General features: G+C 48.4%; 19 protein-coding genes. 15 read left to right on the top strand and 4 right to left on the bottom strand.

From position 1 onward, the window contains the following. Window positions 1–34: 34 nt before the first annotated feature. A complete protein-coding gene (locus JI741_RS30905) occupies window positions 35–817 on the bottom strand; it encodes a helix-turn-helix domain-containing protein (protein ID WP_202016257.1) in 783 nt (260 codons plus the stop codon). Between the two features lie 145 nt (window positions 818–962). Next, window positions 963–1346: a winged helix-turn-helix transcriptional regulator gene (locus tag JI741_RS30900; protein WP_202016255.1), complete on the bottom strand. Its 384-nt coding sequence runs from the start codon at window positions 1344–1346 to the stop codon at window positions 963–965. An 81-nt stretch (window positions 1347–1427) separates the two neighbouring features. Here JI741_RS30900 and JI741_RS30895 point away from each other — a divergent pair, with 81 nt between their 5' ends. The 5 genes from JI741_RS30895 to JI741_RS30875 all read left to right on the top strand — a co-directional run bounded on the left by JI741_RS30895 (window position 1428) and on the right by JI741_RS30875 (window position 10488). Further along, window positions 1428–2177 (top strand): SDR family oxidoreductase, encoded by a 750-nt coding sequence (locus tag JI741_RS30895; protein WP_202016253.1) that lies wholly within the window; start codon window positions 1428–1430, stop codon window positions 2175–2177. A gap of 148 nt (window positions 2178–2325) precedes the next feature. After that, window positions 2326–3300, top strand: a complete 975-nt coding sequence (locus tag JI741_RS30890; RefSeq protein WP_236676362.1) for an aldo/keto reductase — start codon at window positions 2326–2328, stop codon at window positions 3298–3300. 36 nt (window positions 3301–3336) lie between these two features. Next, window positions 3337–4257, top strand: coding sequence for a helix-turn-helix domain-containing protein (locus JI741_RS30885; protein WP_202016251.1), 921 nt, complete (start codon window positions 3337–3339; stop codon window positions 4255–4257). 147 nt (window positions 4258–4404) lie between these two features. Then, a complete protein-coding gene (locus JI741_RS30880; RefSeq protein ID WP_202016249.1) occupies window positions 4405–6888 on the top strand; it encodes an ABC transporter permease in 2484 nt (827 codons plus the stop codon). A 174-nt stretch (window positions 6889–7062) separates the two neighbouring features. Beyond that, window positions 7063–10488: a sensor histidine kinase gene (locus JI741_RS30875; protein WP_236676361.1), complete on the top strand. Its 3426-nt coding sequence runs from the start codon at window positions 7063–7065 to the stop codon at window positions 10486–10488. Window positions 10489–10496: 8 nt separating this feature from the next. On the opposite strand, the gene JI741_RS30870 is transcribed toward JI741_RS30875, so the two are convergent. Next, window positions 10497–11363 (bottom strand): DUF2911 domain-containing protein, encoded by an 867-nt coding sequence (locus JI741_RS30870; protein WP_202016245.1) that lies wholly within the window; start codon window positions 11361–11363, stop codon window positions 10497–10499. Between the two features lie 229 nt (window positions 11364–11592). Between JI741_RS30870 and JI741_RS30865 the strand changes: the two genes are divergently transcribed. Beyond that, window positions 11593–11943: a DUF2200 domain-containing protein gene (locus JI741_RS30865; RefSeq protein ID WP_202016243.1), complete on the top strand. Its 351-nt coding sequence runs from the start codon at window positions 11593–11595 to the stop codon at window positions 11941–11943. An 18-nt stretch (window positions 11944–11961) separates the two neighbouring features. Here JI741_RS30865 and JI741_RS30860 read toward each other — a convergent pair whose 3' ends face one another. Continuing rightward, entirely contained in the window at window positions 11962–12567 is a 606-nt protein-coding gene (locus JI741_RS30860) for a hypothetical protein (RefSeq protein WP_202016242.1), read from the bottom strand. Between the two features lie 75 nt (window positions 12568–12642). On the opposite strand from JI741_RS30860, the gene JI741_RS30855 reads away from it, so the two are divergent. The 9 genes from JI741_RS30855 (at window position 12643) to JI741_RS30815 (ending at window position 24153) form a co-directional block, all read left to right on the top strand. Next, window positions 12643–13224 (top strand): TetR/AcrR family transcriptional regulator, encoded by a 582-nt coding sequence (locus JI741_RS30855; RefSeq protein ID WP_202016241.1) that lies wholly within the window; start codon window positions 12643–12645, stop codon window positions 13222–13224. 56 nt (window positions 13225–13280) lie between these two features. Then, window positions 13281–14072, top strand: a complete 792-nt coding sequence (locus JI741_RS30850; RefSeq protein ID WP_202016240.1) for an SDR family NAD(P)-dependent oxidoreductase — start codon at window positions 13281–13283, stop codon at window positions 14070–14072. Window positions 14073–14179: 107 nt separating this feature from the next. After that, window positions 14180–14389: a helix-turn-helix domain-containing protein gene (locus JI741_RS30845; protein ID WP_202016239.1), complete on the top strand. Its 210-nt coding sequence runs from the start codon at window positions 14180–14182 to the stop codon at window positions 14387–14389. A gap of 138 nt (window positions 14390–14527) precedes the next feature. After that, a complete protein-coding gene (locus JI741_RS30840) occupies window positions 14528–15940 on the top strand; it encodes an Ig-like domain-containing protein (RefSeq protein WP_202016238.1) in 1413 nt (470 codons plus the stop codon). A gap of 306 nt (window positions 15941–16246) precedes the next feature. Beyond that, entirely contained in the window at window positions 16247–16873 is a 627-nt protein-coding gene (locus tag JI741_RS30835; RefSeq protein ID WP_202016236.1) for a hypothetical protein, read from the top strand. Between the two features lie 168 nt (window positions 16874–17041). After that, the gene (locus JI741_RS30830; RefSeq protein ID WP_202016234.1) at window positions 17042–17857 is read left to right on the top strand and encodes a helix-turn-helix domain-containing protein; all 816 of its coding nucleotides are present in this window, start codon (window positions 17042–17044) and stop codon (window positions 17855–17857) included. Between the two features lie 317 nt (window positions 17858–18174). Next, window positions 18175–21405: an SUMF1/EgtB/PvdO family nonheme iron enzyme gene (locus JI741_RS30825; protein WP_202016232.1), complete on the top strand. Its 3231-nt coding sequence runs from the start codon at window positions 18175–18177 to the stop codon at window positions 21403–21405. Window positions 21406–21668: 263 nt separating this feature from the next. After that, window positions 21669–22742, top strand: coding sequence for a S1 family peptidase (locus JI741_RS30820; RefSeq protein ID WP_202016225.1), 1074 nt, complete (start codon window positions 21669–21671; stop codon window positions 22740–22742). 130 nt (window positions 22743–22872) lie between these two features. Continuing rightward, window positions 22873–24153 carry a Kelch repeat-containing protein gene (locus tag JI741_RS30815; RefSeq protein ID WP_202016224.1) on the top strand — a complete coding sequence of 427 codons (1281 nt, stop codon included), beginning with the start codon at window positions 22873–22875 and terminating at the stop codon, window positions 24151–24153. Window positions 24154–24406: the final 253 nt, after the last annotated feature.

Genomic DNA, 24406 nt, shown 5'->3' with positions numbered 1-24406 from the left:
CGTGGATGGACTCAGGCTATTGTGTCTGTGGGGGTTAGCGCGTGGGAGGAGAAAGGATCATGTCGGTCACCAGCTGGTTTCCTTCAATTTCCAGTTGCGACCTCAGGTATTCGGTGGGCGTGATGCCGGTGAAGTGCGCAAATTCTTTTACGAAGTGGGCTTGATCGTGGTAGCCATAGCGTTGAACAATGGTGAGCCAGTCGGTTCTTTCCCGAAGCAATTGTATTTCATTCACCACGTTTTGAAACCGGTTTAGCCGTTGAAGGTATTTGGGCGAGAAGCCGGTTTGTTTTTTCACCACACTGATAACATGCTTTTGAGAGTAGCCCGATTTATTGATCAGCCAATCGATGGGCCGGGCAATATTTTTGTCGATAAACCTTACGAGGGAGCTTTCAAACGAGGCCTCGATCGCATACTGCACAAAATAGTTTTCGATAAGGGCAAATACCGCATCTACATCCGCCGCTTCAATAAGTTTTTGATACAAATGGTTAAACGAATTACCAAAGATCGACACCGCATCGAGGCCCACATGGCCAATGGCTGTGATGGGTGTTTTGCTAAGGGCATAGAATCCACCCATGGTGAAGCGAACGCTGACAATGGTTGACTCGGGGTTGTTTTTATAATAGATGGCTTTCGCCTGCACGCCCGATATCCAGGCATTTTTTACGATATGCTTGCCACTGAAATCATGCTCTGCGAAAATAGTATTGCTGGTTTTTTCGTTCAGATCGATGACCAGGTTGATGCCACTCCCCGGCAGCTCTTTGATATATGGAATGGCCGACGAACCTCCCTTAACATATACCATATGCTGGATCACATTGCAGAGGGGGTAAGCCGGTATATGTTTTCTGAACAACATACAAAGTCAAGTCTTGAGATGTCTTTGGAAAGATACACAACGATGCCCGTGGGGCAAAATGGTTTCTGGCTGCCTTATGCCAGCGCCAATCCTAGATCACCTTTCTGTGATTCTTTCCCCAATTAATCATTTCCCGGATCAACGGCCAAAGTGTTTTTGAATATTCGGTTAGCGCATATTCGATCATTACCGGCGTGTCGTGGGTGACCTTTCTGGAGATGATTTTATTTTGTTCCAGTTCTTTCAACTCCTTCGACAACATTCGGAAGGTGATGAGGGGAATACTTCTGGCGATTTCGCGGTAGCGCGTATTTCCATTTCGCAGAGAAAGGATGATGAGCATCTTCCATTTTCCATTCAGCACATACAGCGTGTCGTGGATGTACTTCATTTCGGGACACGAATATTTGGCGGCCGGTTCTTTCAATGCCGTTTTTTTCACTTTCACGATACGGGTCTTTGCTTCCTTCACCATGGCTGATATGTGCTATACAATAGTATACTGCACACAAATGTATAGCATTCCGCACAATACATTTGAAGAAATATTTAAACCATGAAAACATTAGAAAACAAAACAGCCGTTATCACCGGCGGAAACAGCGGCATAGGACTTTCGACAGCAATTTTGTTTGCCGAACAGGGTGCCAAAGTCGGCATCACCGGGCGCAATCAAGCCACCCTTGACCAGGCCGTCAACGAAATAAAGCACGGTGCCATCGCAATTCAAGCCGACGTGTCCAACGTGCGTTCCATCACAGATTCCTACGAGCAGCTTCACAGCAAGCTTGGCAAATTCGATGTGCTCATTGTCAATGCGGGATTAGATGTCTCCGGTCCGTTCGACCACGTTTCGGAAGCGGATTTTGACAAGGTGAGCGATGTGAATTTCAAAGGCGCATTTTTTTCTATTCAGAAAGCCTTGCCTTTTCTCAACAACGGCGCTTCTGTTGTGCTTACCTCCAGCGCCGTCAACGAAAAGGGATTTCCAGGCGTCGCGGTTTATTCAGCCACCAAAGCGGCCGTGCGATCTCTGGCGCGCACGTTGTCACAAGAGCTTAGTGCCCGAAACATTCGTGTCAATGTGCTGTCTCCCGGCGCCATCGACACGCCGTTCTTTTCCCGGGGTGGTGCATCAGACGAGCAGGTTGCCGGAATAAAAGACTACATGGCCACAATCATTCCTGCAAAGCGATTGGGAAGTTCTTCAGAGATCGCCAATGGATTTTTATTCCTCGCGTCCGATCATTCAAAATATATGCTGGGTGCAGAGATCGTGATGGACGGCGGCGTAAAGACACTGTGAAGAAAAAAAACAGCCTTGACTGGTTGGCTTTTTTCGTTGATGGAGTGCTTGTTCAAATCCAAAATCAGACTAAGCATTGCCTCGATTAAACTAACTCCAGCGTAGCGCAACCCATGATCTTTGTGCTATAAAACAAAATTTAAAGGTCATGAATAGAAAATTGGGGAAAAACGGTCCGAATGTATCGGCGGTAGGACTTGGATGTATGGGTATGTCTGGCGCATACGGACAAAGCAACGAAAAAGAGTCGATTGCAACCATTGAACGGGCACTGGAACTGGGTCATAATTTTTTAGACACAGCAGACTACTACCTGGCAGGGCACAACGAACTGCTCATCGGAAAAGCCATCCGGGGCAAACGCGACAAAGCGTTCCTTTCTGTAAAAACCGGTCAGATGGTTTCGCCGATGGGACCCGGTCCTGTGAATGGACATCCTGACTACATCCGGAATATGGTTATGCATAGCCTGCAGCGTCTTAAAACAGATTATATCGATCTCTACACCACTGCGCGCGTAGATCCAAACATTCCGATTGAAGAAACTGTCGGGGCCATGGCAGAACTTGTTCGTAAGGGATTGGTTCGCTACATCGGTTTGTCTGAGGCCTCGGCCGATTCAATCCGCAAGGCCGCGGTTGTCCATCCCATCGCTGCACTTCAAATCGAATATTCCCTATGGACCAGGGACATTGAACGTGAGGTGCTGCCAACAATCCGCGAATTGGGTATTGGCCTTGTTGGTTATGCTCCGTTGAGCCGGGGGTTTCTGAGCGGCGAGTTCACAACGCCAGAAGACATCAAGGACCACCGTGCAAATATGCCACGCTACCAGGGCGAAAATTTTTACAAAAACCTTGAACTGGTTGATCAGATCAAAGCCCTGGCCGTTGCAAAAAGTTGCAGCCCGTCGCAGTTGGCCATTGCATGGGTGCTCGCACAAGGCGACGACATCATTACGATCCCCGGCACAAAACGCGTCAAGTATCTGGAGGAAAACATTGCCGCCGAAAACATACTACTCACGCCGCAGGATTTAAAAAGTATAGAGGCCATTGTGCCCGCCGGAAGTGCAGCCGGCACACGCTATCCGGAGAAGTTCATGAACGCTCTGAACCGCTAGGTAGTTTACCAGGTATGAGATGCGTAAATTAATGACATGAAAAAGGAAGAAAACAATCCTTATAAATTTGAATCCTTATCCGAAGTGCATCGGCTGCTCGGGTTGCCAAAACCCTTGCATCCGCTGATCAGTTTGGTAGAGATAAAAGACATTGCAATAGATTCAAGCAGGCTGCCGCATTCTTTTGTTTATAATTTTTACAAAATATCATTCAAAAAAAATCTCACAGGAAAATTAAAGTACGGACAAGGCTACTACGACTTCGACGAAGGAGGACTATTTTTTAAAGCCCCAAACCAGGTAGCCGCTACAAACGGAGAAAACAATGGCGACCATGCTGGTTTTACGCTACTCGTCCATCCTGATTTTCTATTGAATTACCCGTTAGGAAAAAAGATCAAACAATACGGTTTCTTTTCCTATTCGGCCAATGAGGCGTTGCATCTCTCCGAAAAAGAAAAGGACACCATCACAACGATCTTCAAAAACATTGATGATGAATTGCAGACCCGAATCGATGATTTCAGTCACGATGTGATTATTTCTCAACTGGAGACATTGCTGAACTATAGCAATCGTTTCTACAAGAGGCAGTTTATTACCCGGAAAGCCGTCAGCAATGATCTGTTGCGGAAGCTGGAAGAGACTTTGGATGAATATTTCTCTAATGATACTGTACAAACGAAGGGAATTCCTACGGTTCAATTTCTTGCCGATGCCTTGAATCTTTCACCCAGCTACTTAAGCGACATGTTGCGTAGCCTAACAGGCCAGAGTGCACAACAGCACATCCACCAGAAGCTTATTGAAATGGCAAAGGAAAAAATATCTACTACTTCGCTATCCATCCGTGAAGTCGCTTATCAATTGGGCTTTGAACATCCTTCATCCTTTAACAAATTTTTTAAGTCGAAGACGAAGCTTTCGCCTCTGGAATTTAGACGAACATTTAATTGAACGGACCAGGCTTTGTGGCCTGTAGAAACGACCACATTCGGACGGAGCAGCCACGTAAACGAACATGCCTGATCTGAAAAACGCCTCAAAATCGCAGTAGCGCCAATTGGTATGACCTTTGTCAAAGCTCGTGCAAGACCGAACCTTATGCTGAAGAACTATGCCCTGCTCTTTGTCCGCAACCTGAAGCGGCAAAAACTTTTCTCCTCCATCAACCTCCTCGGTTTGACTGTGAGCATGGCCAGCACGATGCTCATCTATCTGTATGTGAAACAGGAACTCACCTTCGACAATTTTCATCCGCATAGCGACCGTCTTTACCGCGTTAACCAAACCTTTATCTGGTCCGACAATCGTACCGATCAATTTTCGCGTACCGGTCCGGGCGTGGCACATGCCCTCATCGAAGAACTTCCCGAAGTGGAAATAACGACAAGCCTGCACACAGCCGGAGATTTTATCGTCTCCTATGAAAAAACCAACAGCGACGCGGTGGTCTTTGAAGAAACCCGCGTGCTCTCGGCCGACACCAACTTTTTTAAGGTACTGAACTTTCCCCTTATACTCGGCGACGAAGCCACCGCCTTTAGCCAGGCCAACACCATGGTGATGACGCGCTCGACTGCAACAAAGTATTTCGGCACTGAAAATCCCATTGGCAAAATGGTGCGGCTGCGTGGGCGGCAAAATAAAGAATACCAAACGTATGAAGTGACCGGCGTTATGGCCGACGCTCCCGGAAACTCAACGCTGCAGTTTCCGCTGTTGCTCTCTTCGAAAGGGTTTGCTGTTGACCGGATGCATTGGAGTTGGGTGTGGACGCAGTTGGAAACCTTTGTGCGTCTGTATCCCGGCGCCGACATCCATGCAGTGCGCGAAAAAATAAATACCATCCCCCGAAAGCGCGCAGAAGAATCTATTAAAGCAGCCATGGGCATGACCTACGCTGAATACATTGCCTCCGGAAAAAAATGGGAACTGTTTCTGCAACCCATCAACACGCTGCACTTGCCTGAATATTCTGTCGTGGGTTCGTTTCCCGACACGGGCGACCGGAAAATAATTTATTCATTCATAGGCGCAGCGCTCTTCATCGTGTTGCTGTCGTGCATCAATTTCATGAACCTGTCGACCGCGCAATTTACGCGACGCATCAAGGAAGCCAGCATCCGAAAAATACTGGGACTTGCTAAAAAAGAGTTGGCGCTCGGCTACTTCTTCGAAGCCCTGGGATTTTGCATGATCGCCCTCGTTGTGGCAGTGGCGATTTCGCAAGCGTTCTTGCCTGCGTTCAATTCCATTACGGGCAAACATCTCGTGCTTTCCCTTTTCACCGATCGTTGGCTTGTTGTTGGTGCGCTGTGCCTCACAATAATGATCGCCTTGATCTCTGCCAGCTACCCGGCGCTGTTTCTCACCACGTTTCACCCCGTAGCGGCAATCAAGGGAAGAACAAAAGTTGGCCGCACAGGCAAATCATTCCGCGATGTTCTGGTTGTCTTTCAATTCTGTGTGTCTATAATTCTCATCATCGCCACGGCCGTCGTTTTCCAACAGCTTAGGTTTATTTCTGAAAAAGACCTGGGTTTTGATAAGGAAAATCTCGTGGTGCTTCATCATGTGGAGCATGCCGACAGCCGCAAAAGCCTGGCACGAGATGTTGCCCATGTGCCGGGTGCTATCGACGCATCGTGGTGTGCTTCGGCACCGCCGTTCATCTACGGTGGCGATTCTTTTAGTGCAGAGGGAAAGACAGAACTTAAATTCCCGCTCAACTATACCTCGGGCGACGAAAACTATCTGCCCACGCTTGGCATTCCGATTTTATTGGGTCGCAATTTCGACGTTGCCATGCCGGCAGATTCTAACCGGGTGATCGTTAACGAGGCAACTATAAGACGCATTGGCTGGCCTCTTGATGAATCGGTGCTGGGAAAAAATATTCTGTATCCGACCGGACAAAATACGTTTGCCTCATTCGAGATTGTTGGCGTGGTTAAGGATTTCAACTACTGGAGCGTTGAAAGCGTGGTGGAGCCTCTGGGCATTTTCCACATGGACAACAAAATTCTGGAAGACGATGCTGTTGATTTTGCCGTTGTTAAAGTCGTACCCCAATCCAGCGAAGCGTGGCAAAACACATTGGTCGCACTGCAAAAAGTATGGAAACAACATGCCGGCAACACACCATTTCAATATTCTTTTCTAGATCAGAATTTTGAGTCACAATTTGCCAGGCAGCAACAATTCGGAAAAATATTGAGCATCATGTCCTCACTGGCCATCCTCATTGCCGGTCTTGGGTTGTTGGGCATGATTGTGTATTCGCTTGAACAGCGCACCAAAGAGATCGGCGTACGCAAAGTGGTCGGTGCATCGGTCTACAACATTTTAGTGTTAATATCCGCAGGCTATACCAAGCTTATTGTCATCGCATTTCTCATTGGGGCACCCGTTGCCTATTGGATGACGAAGATCTGGTTACAGGATTTTCCGGAGCCCGTCAAACCTTCGATGTGGATATTTTTAGCAACTGGTGCAGGCACGCTGTTGTTAGCCATGATCATTACGGGATATCACGCACTAAAAGCGGCAGCCACAAACCCGGTTGATGTCTTGAAGGATGAATAGAAAAGCTACGGCCCAATGTGGTTATCCTGGCCAGGCAGTCCTCTTTCCTAACTGAATACAAAAAAAACGTGGCAGTGACTATGGCGGTTTTTGACAAAAAACTTGATAACTTCCATTGCACAAATAACCTGTATGCCGCGCCCCTATTGTCATACATTGATCGTTGTTGCAATCATGCTCGGCGCGATTTTCTCGCCGGCCGTGCAGGCACAACACCCTTTTGTTCCCTTCCGTCATTATTCCAGTTTTCACGGCCTGTCGCACGATAAAGTGCTCTCCATCATAGAAGACCGCCAGGGCTTTATGTGGTTTGGGACCGTCGAAGGGCTCAACCGTTTCGACGGCTACACGTTCACTTCGTTCTATCATAAGAACGGCGACACCACCTCCTTGTGCGACAACGCATCCACCGCGATGCTCGAAGACCGGCAGGGCGACCTGTGGATAGGCACGACGGGCGGGTTGAGCCGATACAACCGGGCCTCCAACGACTTCACGTCCTACGTACCAAACCCGTCGCGCGAGGGCAGTATTTCCAACGGGCGCATCAACCAAATCCTGGAAGACGAAGACGGCAACTTCTGGCTTGCCTTCTCCAATGGCTATGTCGATTACTTCAACCGAACCTCAGGTAACTTCCAACATTATCGTATCGACGAAAACGCGTTCGACATAACCTCGCTGGAGTTCGACCGCACGGGCAACCTCTGGATCGGTACACGCATTGGTGTGGTGGTGATGAACAAGGCGCGGCAAATCACCAAACGCTTCTCGCACAATGCTGCCGATGCCGGCGGCCTCCCCCACAACAACGTGAACGATCTTTTCCTGGATCGCAACGGCGCGATGTGGGTGGGATCCGATGGCGGCCTGAGTCGCTATGATCGCGATCAAAAAACATTCATACACCATCGCCACCAGGCCGACGATGCCAACAGCCTCGCGTTGGACGTGATCCGTTGTGTGGGACAAGACCGTGTCGGCAGAATTTGGGTGGGCACTGAAAACGGGGGCCTGGATATATTCGATCCCGTGGCCGACCGCTTTTATCACTATGTGAACGACGAGCTCGACATGCGCAGCATCAGCGACAATTCCATCTATGTGATCTTTCGCGACCGGCAAAACAACATCTGGGTGGGTACCAACAGCCGTGGCATATGTCTGTATGACGCAAACCGAAAGCCTTTTGTGATCTATCAGAAAAACCTGAGCCATCAGCCCAATCTACCCAACAATAAAATTTCCGCCATCGTAGAGCAGCCAGGGGTTGGGTTGTGGGTTGGGTCCGACGGCGGTGGGGTCGGTTTTTTTGACGAAGCGAGCGAAACGTTCACCTCGTTCCGGCACGATCCAAAAGATCCCAACAGCATCCCGAGCGACTTTGTGGTAGACCTGGAGTGGGATGAGAAAGCCCAATGCCTGTGGATAGCGACCTGGGGAGCCGGCCTTGGTCGATTTGACCCCGTCACAAAAAAATGCCGGCGCTTCACACCCCGCGAAGGCGACCCGACCACGCTGGCGTCTGACAAGCTTTGGTGTCTTTACCTGGACAACGAAGGAACACTTTACGTTGGCACTCTCGGCAGCGGCTTCAACATCTTCAACCGAAGCACCAACACCTTTAGCACCTACAACACCACCGACGGCCTGCGCGAAGAAAACGTGGTCGCCATTTGCCGCGACGTAAACGGTTTGCTCTGGCTGGGCAGTTGGGGCAATGGCGTGAGCTGCTTTGACCCTGTGACTCGACAATTTGTGGCCCGGCCCGACGCCCTCACGCTCAAGAATGCCGAGTCAATTTCGGCTGACTCGTCGGGCAGGATTTGGATGATGGGGAGCCCGGGCTTTGAAGTGTATGATCCCGCAAGCGGATCGGTGAAACACTATGGAGACAAGGAACATGTACCCGAAACCACCATCAACAACTTTTTGCTCGACCGGAGCGGCAACCTTTGGCTCGCCACCAACAAGGGCATGGTGCGTTACAATCTCGCTACGCAGAAGGCGACCGTCTACACCGAAGACGATGGCTTGCCCACAAGCCAGTTTTATGGCAGACCCATTTATGCTTCGAGTGGAAGAATGTACCTGGCCAGTGTTCAGGGCCTGATCGCGTTCTATCCCGATAGCATTAAAGAAAACTCGATCATTCCCCCCGTGCTTATAACCGACTTAAAGATTTTCAACAAGTCGGTGTTTGCCGATAGCAGTGAAAGCCCGTTGCAGGATGTGATCAGCGAAACAAAAGAAATCTCGCTGTCGTCGCGCTACGATTTTATCTCCCTCAACTTTGTTGCATTCAACTATTCGGGGCCGGAAGGAAATCATTATGCCTACAAGCTGGAGGGCTTCGACGACGACTGGATTGCTGCCGACGTGCAACGGTCGGCCACCTACACGAGTCTCGAACCTGGCAACTATGTGTTCAGGGTGAAAGCCAGCAACAACGACGGGATATGGAACGAAACCGGCACGTCGCTGATCATCCACATTCTTCCGCGTTGGTACGAGACGCTGACATTCAATATCGCGTTGGGGTTGGCGATCGCGGCGGCGGCGTATGGTTTTTATCGTTATCGGGTGCGCACAATTGCTAACCAGGCACGGAAGCTAAGCACGATTGTGAAAGAGCGCACGCATGAGCTGCAGGAAATGAACAAAGACATCACGAAGAAAAACCAGCTCCTGCAAGACCGGCAACAGGAAATTGAAATGCAAAACGAGGAGCTAAAACAAAGCGGCGATGAGATCCTGGCCCAGCGCGATATCGTGTTTGCACAAAAAGAAAAGCTGGAGGAAGCCTATGCTACCATCGCCGAACAAAACGATGACATCCGTGCCCGCAACGAAAACCTCGAACAGGAAGTGCAGTTGCGCACCAAAGAGCTCCTGGATTATAACCAGCAACTGGAACAGTTTGCGTTTATCTCGGCCCACAATCTGCGGGCACCCGTTGCGCGTATCCTGGGGCTGGGCAACGTGCTTAATCTTGGCGATGTAAGCGACGAGGAACGTAGCATGATCTACGAAAAAATGGTTATCACTGCGGGCGAGCTGGACCGTGTAGTGCGCGACCTAAACACGATTCTCGAAATCAGGAAAAACAACGAAAGTCCCGTCACCGAAGTGCTCTTCGACGAGGAACTTGTGCTCGTGAAACGTTATATCGAAAAGGAAATTGAAGACACGCACAGTGTGATACGAGGCGATTTCTCCGATGCTCCCCGTATCTACAGCGTAAAGCCCTACGTAGAAAGCGTGTTGCAAAACCTGCTGAGCAACGCCATCAAATATCGCCACCCGGCACGCAGACCGGTGATCAGCCTGAAAACAGAAATGGTAAACGGATACGTGTGCCTCACCGTGACCGACAATGGTCTCGGCGTAGACCTGGGCCAGTTCCGGAACAAAATCTTCAGCCTATACCAGCGTTTTCATAGTCACGTTGAAGGAAAGGGTTTAGGGCTTTACCTGGTGAAGAGCCAGATACTCGCCCTCGGCGGCAAGATCGAGGTAGACAGCAAGGTGGATGAAGGCACCACGTTCAAAATATATTTCAAGAACCGCTGGCACCCAACGAATACGCCTCACATTTGACAACGCTCCTATTTTTTCAGCTTGCTCTTAAAGAGCTCGATTCGCTTCTTATATTCATCTTCAATATTTTGCCTCGTTTGGGAATCCCACTCCGTTCGTTTCTGATCTAATGCGATGGCGAGGGTAGCACAGTCAATCGCTTCCTTGTATTTCATTTGTTTCTCGAGGATGTCAACTTTTTGTCTGTAGTACCAGGATTGACTTTTCTTTGCGATGGCTTTGTCTATGAGAATCAGTGCCCGGTCTAAATTCTTGTCTAAGTAAAAATAATATTCTGCCGCGGCTGCATACTCGTCTGCATCGCTCGACTTGTCTGTCAACAAATGGTGCTGAATAAAATCATCCGCCACCTTGTCCGATTCTGTTTCCACCAAAAATGAAATCCGGGTCCTTTCCCATTCAATCGAAACAGAAGCATTGTTGGGTATCACGTCAATGTCTATTGTCAAGGACTCGTAATACCGATCTGTTGGTTGACTCTTTGTTTTGAAACGAAGTAAATCTTTCTTTTCGTCGTAGGATCCTACTCCGTACAACGTTGTGTCTGTATTTAATATTACGGTCCATTCATTCGCTTTTGGAATCGTGAACACCGAGTAGGTTCCTTGGTCTATTTTTTTATTGTCAATGGTAACGGGCTTGCTGAATTTGATCTTTGTGCAATGGCCTGCCCCAGTCCTCCACAATTTTTCATATTCGATCAACCCTCCAAATACTTTACGCCCCCGGGATGCGGGGCGCTCATAGTCAACGGAGATGTCTGTGAGTCCAATCCTTTGTTCAATTCTTCCTTTCGGACTTAAACTCGGAAAGATTGACTGCGAAAAGGAATGGATTGTTGTTGTCAGAAAAACTACTGTTAAAAGTATCTTCATTTCTTCTGTTTTTGATCGTCTGATTTGCAATAACCGCTTTTGTCACGCCAGTGTTCAGAGGGTGGCGAGATACCTAACTTTATGCATCATCATCAACGACATTTTGTATATCCAAAACCAAAACTACAAATTTATGCCGGAATAATCATTGATGAATCACGTTGTGGCCCGTTCGTGCATTCATCTTACTAACATTATTTATTAAATTCGAATTATAATCACCCCCGAGATGGACAATTCAAGAGTGTTTAAAATGTCGTTTGCCGGTGTATATCCGCACTATATTAACAAAGCCGAGAAGAAGGGGAGAACAAAAGCGGAGGTCGATGAGATTATCTTTTGGCTGACGGGATACAATGCCCAAACGCTGCAACACCACATCGAAAAGAAGACCGACTTTGAAAACTTCTTTGCCCAGGCACCACAACTGAACCCCAACGTTTCAAAAATCACCGGTGTGATCTGTGGCTATCGCGTTGAGGAAATCGAAGACAAACTGATGCAGAAAATCCGCTATCTGGACAAGCTGATTGATGAACTTGCAAAAGGCAAACCGATGGAAAAGATTTTGAGGAAGTAGGTGTTTCCTATTCTGAGTCTACATTTTTACCTGTGGCACATAACCCGCCCGAAAAGCATTTACGATTGACCTGGGCGTCAGAATGGTGAGAGGAGACTCGGGCAACGCGACACTGTTCTCGTATCCAAATGGAGTCCAACGATGAAGTCTGCCTTTCACCAGAACATAAGCATTGTCATCCAACAAGAAGAACGTCCCTTCGGGAAGGCCTGAAGCCGGAGCCTGATGCGTGATTTTCTTATGATCGCGATCAATCCTTTCGCTGTGTATGACTTCATCGATAAACTTAACCGATGTTTTCAAATTGAATTGATGTGTTGGGTTGCCGTTTATCCAGCACGCCTTAAATCGTTTTGCATCGTCTCGCCGACATTCGAAACAAGGCCTGTGGCCGGCAGCAAAGGCGGTGGCCTCATCCAGGAAAAAAAGTTCTGTCCAGCGACCAGGGGTCATCACCTCTCTTCTTCTTTCCTTAAACTCCAGCACGCATGTGATCCATGCTTTATGGTTGAAGGCTTTCTTTATTTTTTTATCGACATGAATAACCCCGCGATTGCCCATCCACAAACCGCGTGCGCTGGTTTTGATGAATTTTCCCCATGGGTCAACGCGGTTTTGAAGCATGCTTAAATTTAAAGGATTTTGGGTGTAGTGGTGAGTTTGTTAAAAATTCTTATTTTTGTATCGAACACTACAAATATGAGAGGCAGACCCACAACATTCAATCAGGACCAAATTCTGGAAAAGGCGCAACGTGCCTTTTGGGAAAAGGGGTTTGCCGCAACTTCGCTCGACGATTTACTCAACGCCACCGGCATGGGCAGCGGAAGCTTTTACAATACCTTTAAGGGAGGAAAGAAGGAATTGTTCAGCAAGGCCCTTCAGCAACGCCGGCAGGTCTTTCAGGAATTCAAAACACAGCTGAAGACAAGCCCCTCGCCTATCGACGATATCAAAGATTTTTTCAGGAGCATTGCCACTGCCGATCGCGACACGCACTTGCGCGGTTGCATCATCTCGAACACCGTGGTTGAAATGACCTTTCTGGACGATGCCCTTGAAAAAGAAGCCGTCACCATCTTAAAAGAAGTAGAAGCCATGTTTACGTGGGCCATCAAACAGGCACAGGAAAACGGAACGGTGAAAAACAAAACAGCACCCGAACTCCTGGGACGTTATTTGATTACAGTCTGGAACGGCTTGAACATCAGCAGACGCATGTATCCGAACACCAAAGCATTATCGGATCTAATCAATTTGCAATTATCAGTCATCGGCTGATATTTTTTTTGTCTATTTTGTATTAATCGATACAAAAATAACTTTAATACTTATATATGGATTTGGAATTGAAACAGAAGACGGCCTTTATCAGCGGGTCAACACAGGGAATTGGATTTGCCATTGCACAGAAGCTTGCCGAGGCCGGTGCCTCCGTTGTCATCAACGGCCGAACAGAAGAAAAAACACAACGCGCCGCAGAGCGTCTCCGTGGCCTCGTGCCCGGCGCAAATGTATCGGCTCTTGCTGCCGACTTTGGGAAAGCTGATGACGTGAAGCATTTGTTGTTGGCGCTCCCGGCCATTGATATCCTCATAAACAACGTCGGCATTTTCGAGCTCAAGGCCTTCGGCGACATTGACGACCAGGGGTGGATGAATATTATTGAAATCAATTTCATGAGCGGGGTTCGGTTGTCAAGAGCCTTGTTTCCTTCGATGTTGAAGAATGGCTGGGGACGGATTCTTTTTATCAGCAGCGAATCGGGCTTGAATGTACCGGGCGACATGATACACTATGGCATGACCAAGACCGCCTTGTTGTCGCTCAGCAATGGTTTGTCGAAACTGACTCGCGGAACGGGCGTGACGGTTAACACCTTACTGGGCGGACCAACCTATTCGGAAGGTGTGGAGCAGACTGTAGAACACATCGCGAAAGCAAAAAATATCTCGGTTGAGCAGATGAAGGCCGCCATTGTTCAGCACACCAATCCCAATGGGCTGCTGCAACGCTTTATCACTCCCAACGAAGTTGCAAACCTGGCAGTCTATCTTTCCAGTCCGCTGGCGTCCGCTACCAACGGTGCTTCCATGCGTGCCGACGGCGGAGCATTAAATGTTTTGTGACAGGTTTTAGGATACAACACCCCCCGGAAACGGATACGCTTCACGGTTGAATGGTGATCATCTTTGTGCCCGTAAAAAAAAATGAGAACGTATGAACAAGACTAAACATGCAACGCAAAAACCTGACGAGGCAAAACACAGAACAGCATATCTACAATCATGTTATCGAAAAAACACGGGAGCTGCTGACGCGGACAAACCTTTCGGTAAGTGAAATTGCCTTCGAACTGCGGGTTTATTTTCCGCAGTCTCTCAATAAACTTTTCAAAAACAAAACGGGTGCAACGCCCCTTCACTACCGGAATTCTTTCAACTAGTGATTCAGACCCTAACGCGGTTTGTTCGTTTCCCGGACGTCTGGAAACACTATCGGACCAGGGCAGTGGCAAAAGAAAATATTAACGCGTATCTTTCAGAGTCGAAATAATTATCCGTTGACTCCTAATTGAAGGAATATGCTAAGTCTGATCAAGCGCTTTTGTCCCAATCTGTTTTTTCTATTTTTCATTCTCGTCTTGTCGTGCGACACGTCGGAAGATCCGGTGAAAACAGTCGTAGATCCTACCATACACGTCAGCTCGGTAACCGTCGATCAAACACAACTCATATCCATCGTCACATTAGGCAAACAACTAACCGCCACGGTCTCGCCAGGCAACGCGGCCAACAAAAGCGTGACATGGACCAGCAGCGATATTTCGGTTGCCACGGTGGATGCAAACGGGAAAGTCACGCCAATCAAATCGGGCACCGCCGATATTGTTGTCACCAGCAATGACAACCCCTTGGCAAAGGCAACGGCCAAACTAACCGTCCTAAAAAACTACGATGTTTATGTTGTGGGCAAAGGCCTCACATCGGTTTGGCTGTCGCAAGCTGTCTCTTGGAAAAATGGTGTCAAAACCGGTTTACAGGGGGACCAAGCGTTCGCACCAGAAGCCTTTGCTATTATGTTTTCCGGGGATGATGAATATGTGGTAGGAAATGTTGTAGACGAAAAAAATTTGACTGTAGCAACGTACTGGAAAAACGGTGTGCCTCACAACGTCGGCAACAAACCCATGGAATACTCCTCCTTTCCAAAGGCAATTGCTGTTCACGACGATAAAGTTTACCTGGCCGGATTTTCATTTAACAATACAGAATGTCCGGACTATTGCAATGGGCGATTCCGGGGCTGGTATATTACCGACGATGCGGGCGTAATCACGCAGACCGATTTGTTTGATAGCAAGTCGTCGTCAGTGGCCAATGGCATCATCCTGAAAGGAAACGATGTGTTGGTCGCCGGCGGTCAGGCAAACGACAAAGGATATCGCTGGTCGGCGCTGTGGAAAAATAGTCTGGACGATGTTGCTGTGCTGTCGGAAACCACCGGATTTTATGAAGCCACTGCCATCGGGCAACGAGGCGATGATGTGTACCTCGCTGCAAACGGCGGCTGTGCCGACGTGGGTTGTAATGCCAGAGCGGTGTTGTTAAAAAATGATGCTGCGCATTCCATTCCCCTTACCGACGGGGCCTTCTATGCACAAACCAGTTGCATCGCCTTTTCGGGCGACGCCATTTATGTGGGGGGCTATGAGAAAAACGCGGCTGGCAGACCTGTTGCAAAATACTGGAAGATTGTCGGCAACACCGTGAGTGCACACGTTCTGGAGGACGGCACAAAAAATTCGTCAGTTCACGGCATTGCCGTTATGGACAATGATGTATTTCTCGTTGGCGACGAAGTGGGCGACGACTCAAAGGATCCTGTTGCCAGGTGCTGGCGCGTATATGAAGGCGTTACTCCTGCGGCAACATTGGATCTATCTGACTATTATGTGTCAGACGGCCACCGCGCGAACGGCATCTGTATCCGATAACCGGCCGACGAATCAACGATCGGTCTGTTACCTGCTGCCAGACAATTCGCCTATTTTTTTTCGTTGTTAGATTTTCTCCACGCCACGACACCACCCGATGTCCGGCTTCCGGCACACAACTACCCGAAACGGGTGATTGACTATGTGTCTTCATAAGACTTATTTACGTTTTTAAAAGCACGCCATGCGACGAAACATTGTTCGTCGGTCTCACAGTTAATAGTCGCAGGCACGTACGTGTTGACATCCGTTGAATAGGGAGTTGCAGGGTTTAAGGACATTTCTCATACATAAAAAGATAGCACTATGAAAAAGTTAAAATTGACGTTATCTCTTTCGGCTACGCTATACGTGGTATCCGTCTTTTGTGCCGGCGCTATTTTTGGGCAGACCAAAAACCCACACCTGGTTCCGGGAGAATTAAAATTCACCACCACGGGTGAACTTGAAATTCGCGCGTCCGCTACATCGTCGCAGAATGATTTTGATTTTCTGGTCGGCAACTGGGTGTTGAAAGACAAAAAGCTGAAGTCGCGGTTGACCAACAGCACCGAATGGATCGAGTTTGAATCAACCGTTGAAATGCACAAGCTGCTTAACGGAATTGGCAACATGGATACTTATCGAACGGTGGTGGACGGCAACCCTTTTGAAGGAATCGCTCTTCGCTTGTTCAATCCCAAAACAAAACTGTGGAGCATCTATTGGGTCGACAGTAATGTTGGTGTAATAGACGCACCCGTGGTTGGGTCGTTTGAAGGAAACATTGGCAAGTTCTATTGCAAAGACAAGTTCAAGGGGAAAGATATTGTGGTGGTTTTTGTCTGGGATAAAACCGATCCCGAAAACCCGGTCTGGAGTCAGGCATTTTCTCCCGACAACGGCAAGACCTGGGAGGTGAACGCTACCAACACCTCGCACAGAGCCAAGTGACGGCCGAGCTTTGTAACAAAAAAAATACAGTACTATTTCGCAATTTTCCACCACGCCAAAGCACCTTTCAACCGTTTGCTATAGGCCAAAGTTGAATGGACAAGAAAATGACAAAAGTTACCGCGTGACGTTGTATCTTTTGAGGCTTTAATTAGAGGCATTGCCGTGATGAGTTATGAATTTTTAGCGTTACCTCCTTCCAGGGAAACAGAACTTGTTGTGAAGGCTTTTTTCAAAATCACCTCTGCCGAGGGCGATGTTCGCAAAGACTTTCTGTTGCCCGATGGACTTCCGTCTTTTTTTTATCTTCAATCTTCCCAACCCATTGAAACAATTTTTGGGGAAACCGGCCAGCCCATTTCCTTGCAGAACGGGTTTTATGTTGGCTACAGCAATACACTCGTTGAGTTCATGCATGCGGGTATGAACATCGTTGGCGCGTCTATTTATCCGGTTTATTTCAAAATGATTTTTGACATAAGCCCGTCCGAAATAATAAATCGGTTTGCTCCCGTCAGGATTGAGGCGTTGCAGGCTGTGGCGGACCTTATGAACTCCGAACGCGATACGATGACTGAGATTGTGAACGTGTTTGAGCAGTATGTAACGCAGCAGCTAACTAACCATCCAGGCAACTACGATTTCGAAACGTTATACCGAAAGCTGATTGGCCCTGGTGGATACACACTAGGAGTAGAACAATTGGCCGAGAGCCTGGGATTTTCCACGCGCGCTCTCAATTCGTGGTTCAAGCAGCACTTCGGCATGTCGCCCAAACAATTCATGAAGCTGGTGAAGTTTAATCAGGCTTTAAAACATATCTACGAGCGCACAGCCGATGTGAAGTTGTCTGATATTGCGCATGAGGTTGGCTATCACGATCAGTCCCATTTTATCCGTGATTTCAAATCGATTTGTGGAAAAACGCCCAAGGAATTGCTCGGAACTTCGAACTCGTTGTCCAACCGGTTCCGTTTGTTTTAATCGATTTCCGAACCGCATTTTTTTATCCAGGATATCCCGATCCGATCCTCAAAGTAACCACTCTCTTCATCAAACATGCCTCGGCTGAGGCCGAATGATTTTCCGAAACGTACAATTTTTTGTTGCCGGACTGGTGTTTCTTTGCAAGGTAAGTTCAACGATGTGCAACGCATGGCATACACGTTTTTTGAAAATTTAAATAAAGCAACCGGGCAGTTGCCTCTCCACCACCAGGTGCCACAAGGTATCGTTTGCCTTTTTTTCTTTATCGTAACATTCCTCGCCAGGGCACTTAAGATGGTATTTAAATATTGGCTATGACAGTTGTTGGAAGGATTATCGCATTGGGTTTGTTTGCCTTCGCTTCGGCATTCGGTCCGCTTCTTGCACAAACTGCACTCCCGACTCCAGCGCCATTTAATCCCATCGACGGTGCTACGAAGGTCGACCTCTGGGCATCGCTTGTCTGGTCGTTCCCCTATGAAACGGATATTTCCGGATACACATTCGACTTGTATTTTGGAACAACGCCGACGCCGCCACTATTTCGGGCCGATGTTTACGACGGCTGGTCGCATCCCGATGGCTCGGAAGGCGTGTATAAAGTCGCCGACGATCCCCTGGTGATGATGGAGTTTTTGTCGTTCGTGCCGTTGATCAATCCCGAAACAACCTACTACTGGAAAGTTGCCGTGAAAGATGGAAGCGGACATGTTGCTGAAGGTCCGGTAGCGTCATTCACGTCGGCACGTGAAAATCCGCTTCCGTCTGAGCCCACCTTGCTCTCTCCCTCAAACAAAGCCAGCGACGTGTCGCGCAACATCACGCTGACGTGGAAGAAAAGTGTCGACCCCGATGGTGATGCCGTGTTCTACCAACTGTTCTTCGGCACAAACGCATTGAACACAAGCTACCAACCGTTGCTTGCCGACAACCTGACCACAACATCCTATTCGTTTAGCAACAACCTCTCCGATCAACAGACCTACTATTGGAAAGTGGTGGCCGTTGACAAGTATAGCGGAACACTGGTAAGTCATGATGGCACAAATGAAACCTGGTCGTTCACCGTTGAGAACTATGTAAACGACGCGCCCGGCGCACCAGCCCTGGTGGCACCAACACAAGCCGCACAAAATATTGGAAACAACGTGCTGCTGGCCTGGAGCGCATCGACCGACAAAGACGACGATGTGGTTACGTATGATCTTTACCTGGACAAAACACCCGCACCTTCAACATTACTTGCACACAACCTGGACCGTACACGTCATTCCGTTCGGCTCGACGATGCGGGAACGTACTACTGGAAAATTGTCGCGAAGGATGTACAAGGCGCCTCAACGTCGAGCGATGTTTTCTCTTTCACAACGTGGACAACACCTCCACCTTTTTCGTATGAACTGGTGCCTGTAGAGGGTGGCACGTTTACGATGGGTCAGTCCGACACAGACAAAGTGCTTTTTGGGTATCACGTGGCCACAGGCGCTCCCATCTATATGGATGCAACGATGGAGCAGCCTGCACACAATGTGAGCGTGCCCAACTTTGCGATTGGGAAATACTTGGTCACCAATGCGCAGTTTGTTACGTTCCTCAACGCTGTCAAACACATGATTACGCTGGGCGACAGCTGGACGTTTTCGGCGCATCCGCGCAAAGGTTTCTATTATACCGATGCGTTCCTCAAAGACGAAAGCACGGAGGCAGGCCAATCAATTCCCATAGGGCAGATTTATGACGCGACCCGCACAGACAGAGCGGTGGGCTACGAGAAATATTATGACTCGCCAATTATCTGGAACGGACAATCATTTTCAGTTGATCCTGGTTTTGAAAATCACCCGGTGCGTTTTGTTTATTTTGAAGCGGCGCGACATTTCGCGCAGTGGCTTGGCATGGATCTTCCCACCGAGGCCGAATGGGAGTATGCCGCCATGGGAGGCAAGTTTTCGCATGGCTATACTTTTAGTGGCAGCAACACACTCACGGATGTGATGGCCGACAAGGTGCCGGAGATTTTTCCCGGTCAATCAACACAACCTGTAGGCACCAAAATGGCCAACGAGCTCGGCATCTATGATATGTCTGGCAACGTAGGCGAAGTGTGTTTTGATTTTTATGATCGCGACTTCTACAAACGCACTACCGGTCCGGGGCTTCCCATTGGGTCAACGTATTTGCTGCGCATGGGACACACCGTGCGCGGGCTGGCCTCGCATGTTTCGGGACGGGTGAAGGCGCGCAGCTATGATGCGAACGACAGCTATGCAGAGTTGGCGGGCATCCGATTGATAAAAAGATCGACCCGGATTTTTTCGGTGTCGGGATATGTGCGTGGCAAGTCCGGTCGCATCGGCGATGTGACGTTCGACGGTTTGCCTTTCGAACTTCGCACGGAGCAATTTGGAAGTTACTTCACGGGGCTTCCAGAAGGATGGTCGGGCACCATTACGCCACGCGCCCGAGGGTATATTTTTTCACCGGCCAGTATCACCATCAACAACCTGCAGGCCGATCAACAGTTCGATTTTACCGGCACACTATCGAGTAGCTATACCGTGGCCGGAAAAATCACAGACGCAGCAGGGAAGCCCATTGCTGGTGTTGCCATTCAGGGAGCGCTGAGCCCAACCGTTACGGATGAAAACGGAGACTACACCTTTCAAACCTATACGGGATGGTCTGGAACCCTCACGCCCCTGCTCACCGGATACAATTTTTCTCCCGCCGCGCGCACCGTGGTGAATCAAACAAGCGACATAAAGCTTCAGGATTTCAGCGCCTCTTTTTCCGGCGTGTTCTTGCTGTCGGGCAAAATAGCGGATCAGAACGGTGATGCCCTGGCCGCCGTACTGCTAAAAGGATTTCCGCAGGAGGTCACCACCGATGGCGACGGCAACTATCAGACGTCAGTCACGGGAGGGTGGTCGGGCAGTGTTGTGCCGGATCTGGCGGGTTATGTGTTTGCTCCCGCCCAACGAGAAGTAACATCGGTGAATGCAGACATAACCCACTTGGACTTTAGCGGAGCGTATGTGGGCAACTATTTAATCTCAGGGATTGTAACCAACAACGAAGGAGAACCTTTGCCGGGAGTTTCAATCAGCAATGGATCGCAGTCGGTGGTGACAAACGCTGCGGGACAGTATGTGTTTACCGTCCCTCCGGATTGGACAGGAACACTAACGCCCGGATTGCAGGGATACTTTTTTGAACCTGATCATATCAGCTTATCAGCAATCAGAAACAGTATCGGTCATCAGGATTTTACAGCCCAGGAAATTCCGTTGGCCAATGAAGAAGATGTGGCAAGTGCTGTTACGATCTATCCCAATCCAACTTCCGGATCTTTTTTCGTGAAGTCGCGTTACACGAATGCTCACTATTCTGTCATGTCGGGGTTAGGCAAACCGGTTCCCATACAGGTCAGAACCTTTGAAGGTTATGTTCAGGTGACTATGGACAACATTTCGCCTGGCGTTTATGTCTTGACCATTGAAACACTGACGGCTACTCTGTCGAAAAAAATTGTTCTCACGCAGTAGTCGACGCCTGAGACACGGCTTGCGGCAATGCGCGGAATTTTCTGGCAGCCTAATATTTTTCCCAGGAGAATTTACATTTCGTTTACATTCTTTTACAATTCATTTACAAGCGACACCGCTGTGATTTTTAAGTTTGTTGAAATCAAAACACGATGTTCAAAATCATAGTCATTCTTGTTGGTCTTCTGTTTACCAATGGATTTGTTTTCGCCCAGGAGAATGCTTGGGTTAAGCGCCCTAAAGAAAAATGGCCGCCGATCGCCATGATCAACGAAGTTTGGTATCGCAACGGGGAACGTTATGTTCATTCGTCTTTTGAATATGTGACCACGGGTTTCCTCATCGATACCGGAACAGATACGCTGGCAGCAACGGTTAAACACTCGTTGTGGGTGGCCAAAACAAAAGCCATGAACACCGTTGACCTTCGCCACCTGCAGCGCTGGATCATGCATCCCAAGGGAGTTTTAAAGGACTCGGTGGTGATCGACTATTTAATCAACACCGACACCACGGAAGTGCTGAACGGGAACGAATCGACCATTACGCAACGTGATTGGCTGGTGTTCAAAACCAGATTCCGGTCTCCAGCCATCCAGCCTTTGAAGCCACGATACACCAGGATTGAAGTCGGCGAAACGATCTATTTTACGGGATGTCCCTACTCTGAAAAATCATGCGTTACCCACGAAGCCAGGGTTATTGAAACCGAGGGAAACAGAATCATCTTCACGAGACCCGAAAATTTAAACCTTGGCGGGTTTAGTGGTTCACCGTTGATTGATAAAGATGGTTATTTGATTGGCATCCTGGGCGGTTCCTCATTCGACAGAAAGCGTGGTGAGCCCGCGCTCTATGGAATATCGAACCGCTATCTTCAGGATGTGTTGAGACACAAAAAACCGCTCAACGTTCCTTTGATTCCCATTGACATCATTACCACCTCTGTCATTTCCAGGAAAGGATTAAAAGCCGGCGTGAAAGATCTCCGCGAACGGATGGCCGTTGACTCCCTTCACTATCGTTATGATTTTTCGATGGAGAAACTAAACAGTGCGGGCGACTATTTCATAGAACAGAAAAAACCCAAGTGGGCCATTGAGCTCTACAAGGTGAGTGCCGAGCAATTTCGCGCAACGGCTCCCTACCTGAAGCTGGCCAACGCGTACATATTGGCCGGAAAAAGAAAATGGCCGGGAAAACCTATCGCCAGATTCTTGCATGGTGGCCCGACGACAAAGAAGCGACCGAGGGATTGCGTAAACTTAAATGACACAACCAACGTGTCCCCCATAACAAACAATCACCAGAAATGCTTCAAACGATTTCGGATGTAATCTAGGCTCTTTTCTTACATGCTTCCGAAACGTACAATTTTATGTGACCCACACCCCGTTTCTTTGCTCGTGAAATCACAAAAAGGCACTCTCTCTAATTCATTTTTTCGACGCCTCTATTTTTTAAGTTATGTTCAAAAAAATTTCCGTTTTCTTGTTTGCGATGCTGGCCCTGGCGTGCTCCGACGAAGATTCGGCACCTGCGCCACTGGTCTGTGAGAGTGTGCTGGCGAGCGGAATTGGAATTTCCGAATCGTATGCTTACACCGGAGACACCTACACCATTGCCGGCACAAAATTTTGCAAAGCCGACCTGGTGTCTGTTCTGTTCAACGACACAGAGATAGCCCTCACAGAAACGCTGGAAACAAAGATCTCCTTTGTTATTCCCGAAACCATTACATCCGATTCGGTCGCGATTAAAATCAAAACAAAAACGAGCACCGTAGATCTGCACAAAAAAATCGCGATTTTTCCGGGCAGCGGGTCCTGGATCACGGCCCAGGCATTTCCCGGTGGTGAACGTGCATTCACGCAAGCCGCTGTTCTGAATGGGAAAGGGTATGTGTTTGGCGGCGAACGTTTCTTAGGCTATTCAGAAGGCACGTATCCAAAAACGAAGTACAACGATTTGTATGAGTTCGATCCCACGGCAAATTCGTGGACGCTGGTTCATGCAGACGACAAGTTCATAGACAAGGCCGCGACGGTTGGGTGGAACAATACTTTATTTCTGTTCTCCAATCTGGTTTCTGGTCCCGCGACAACCTTTGCCCTGGATGGAAAAGTTTTTAGCGAAACCAAATCGTATTCAACCGCGTGGGCCCTCAACGTGAAAGGATTCACCTTGGGCAACGATTTGTATACGGCCGTGACTGAAAACTCCACCAAAAAAATCGACATACGGAAATACAACATAACCACCAAGAATTGGGACATCGTTCAGTCAACGGATTTTAGCGCAACAAACACGTTTGCGGACTTCGCCTTTGAATATGACGGCATGGCATACCTGGGAATAAATGCACTCAACTCCTCAACGGTTGAATTGTGGGCCTACGATGCCACTGAAAATAAGTTAACCAAGATCAACACGATCACGCCTGTGGGCAACTCAAGCCTCATCAGCATGCGCCATCTGTTCACCATCAACGGCCTTGCCTATTTTATCGAAAACGGAGATGCATCAATCGGCCCGGACGGTGCCAGCGTTGTCGACCCAACGTCCAATCTTTATATCTATAACCTGAAAGCAAAGGCGTGGAGACAAGTGAGCCATACGTTTCCCGAAAATTTTTACGGCATCATTTCCTTTGGTGTGAATGGTCGCGGCTTTGCCGGCATCAGTGCCGACTCGGGCAAGCCGAGCTATAAGTATTCCACTAAAATTTACGAATTCAAGGCTAAATAAAATCACTTTGTGTCACTCCATTGCCCCGGCGTGGAGATCGTCAAAGCCCAAGGAATCTTCGTTGTGTATAGTTCAAGGACTTTTCGAAAGAGAAGTCCTTTTATGTTTTTGGACATTTCCTTTCTCTATGCTAAAATTTGTTGCGGGGAGCTATAAAAAAAAACATATGACGCTATGGAATTACCGGCATTGTTGCATCGTTAAAGCAAATTGATTTTCACTATGATTACAGCAAATGTTTTACGTTTCCTCC

This window comes from Chryseolinea lacunae (assembly GCF_016735595.1).
Classification (GTDB): Bacteria; Bacteroidota; Bacteroidia; order Cytophagales; family Cyclobacteriaceae; genus Chryseolinea; species Chryseolinea lacunae.
The sequence above is the reverse complement of the archived record's forward strand: the minus strand, read 5'-3'. Positions and strand labels throughout refer to the sequence as shown.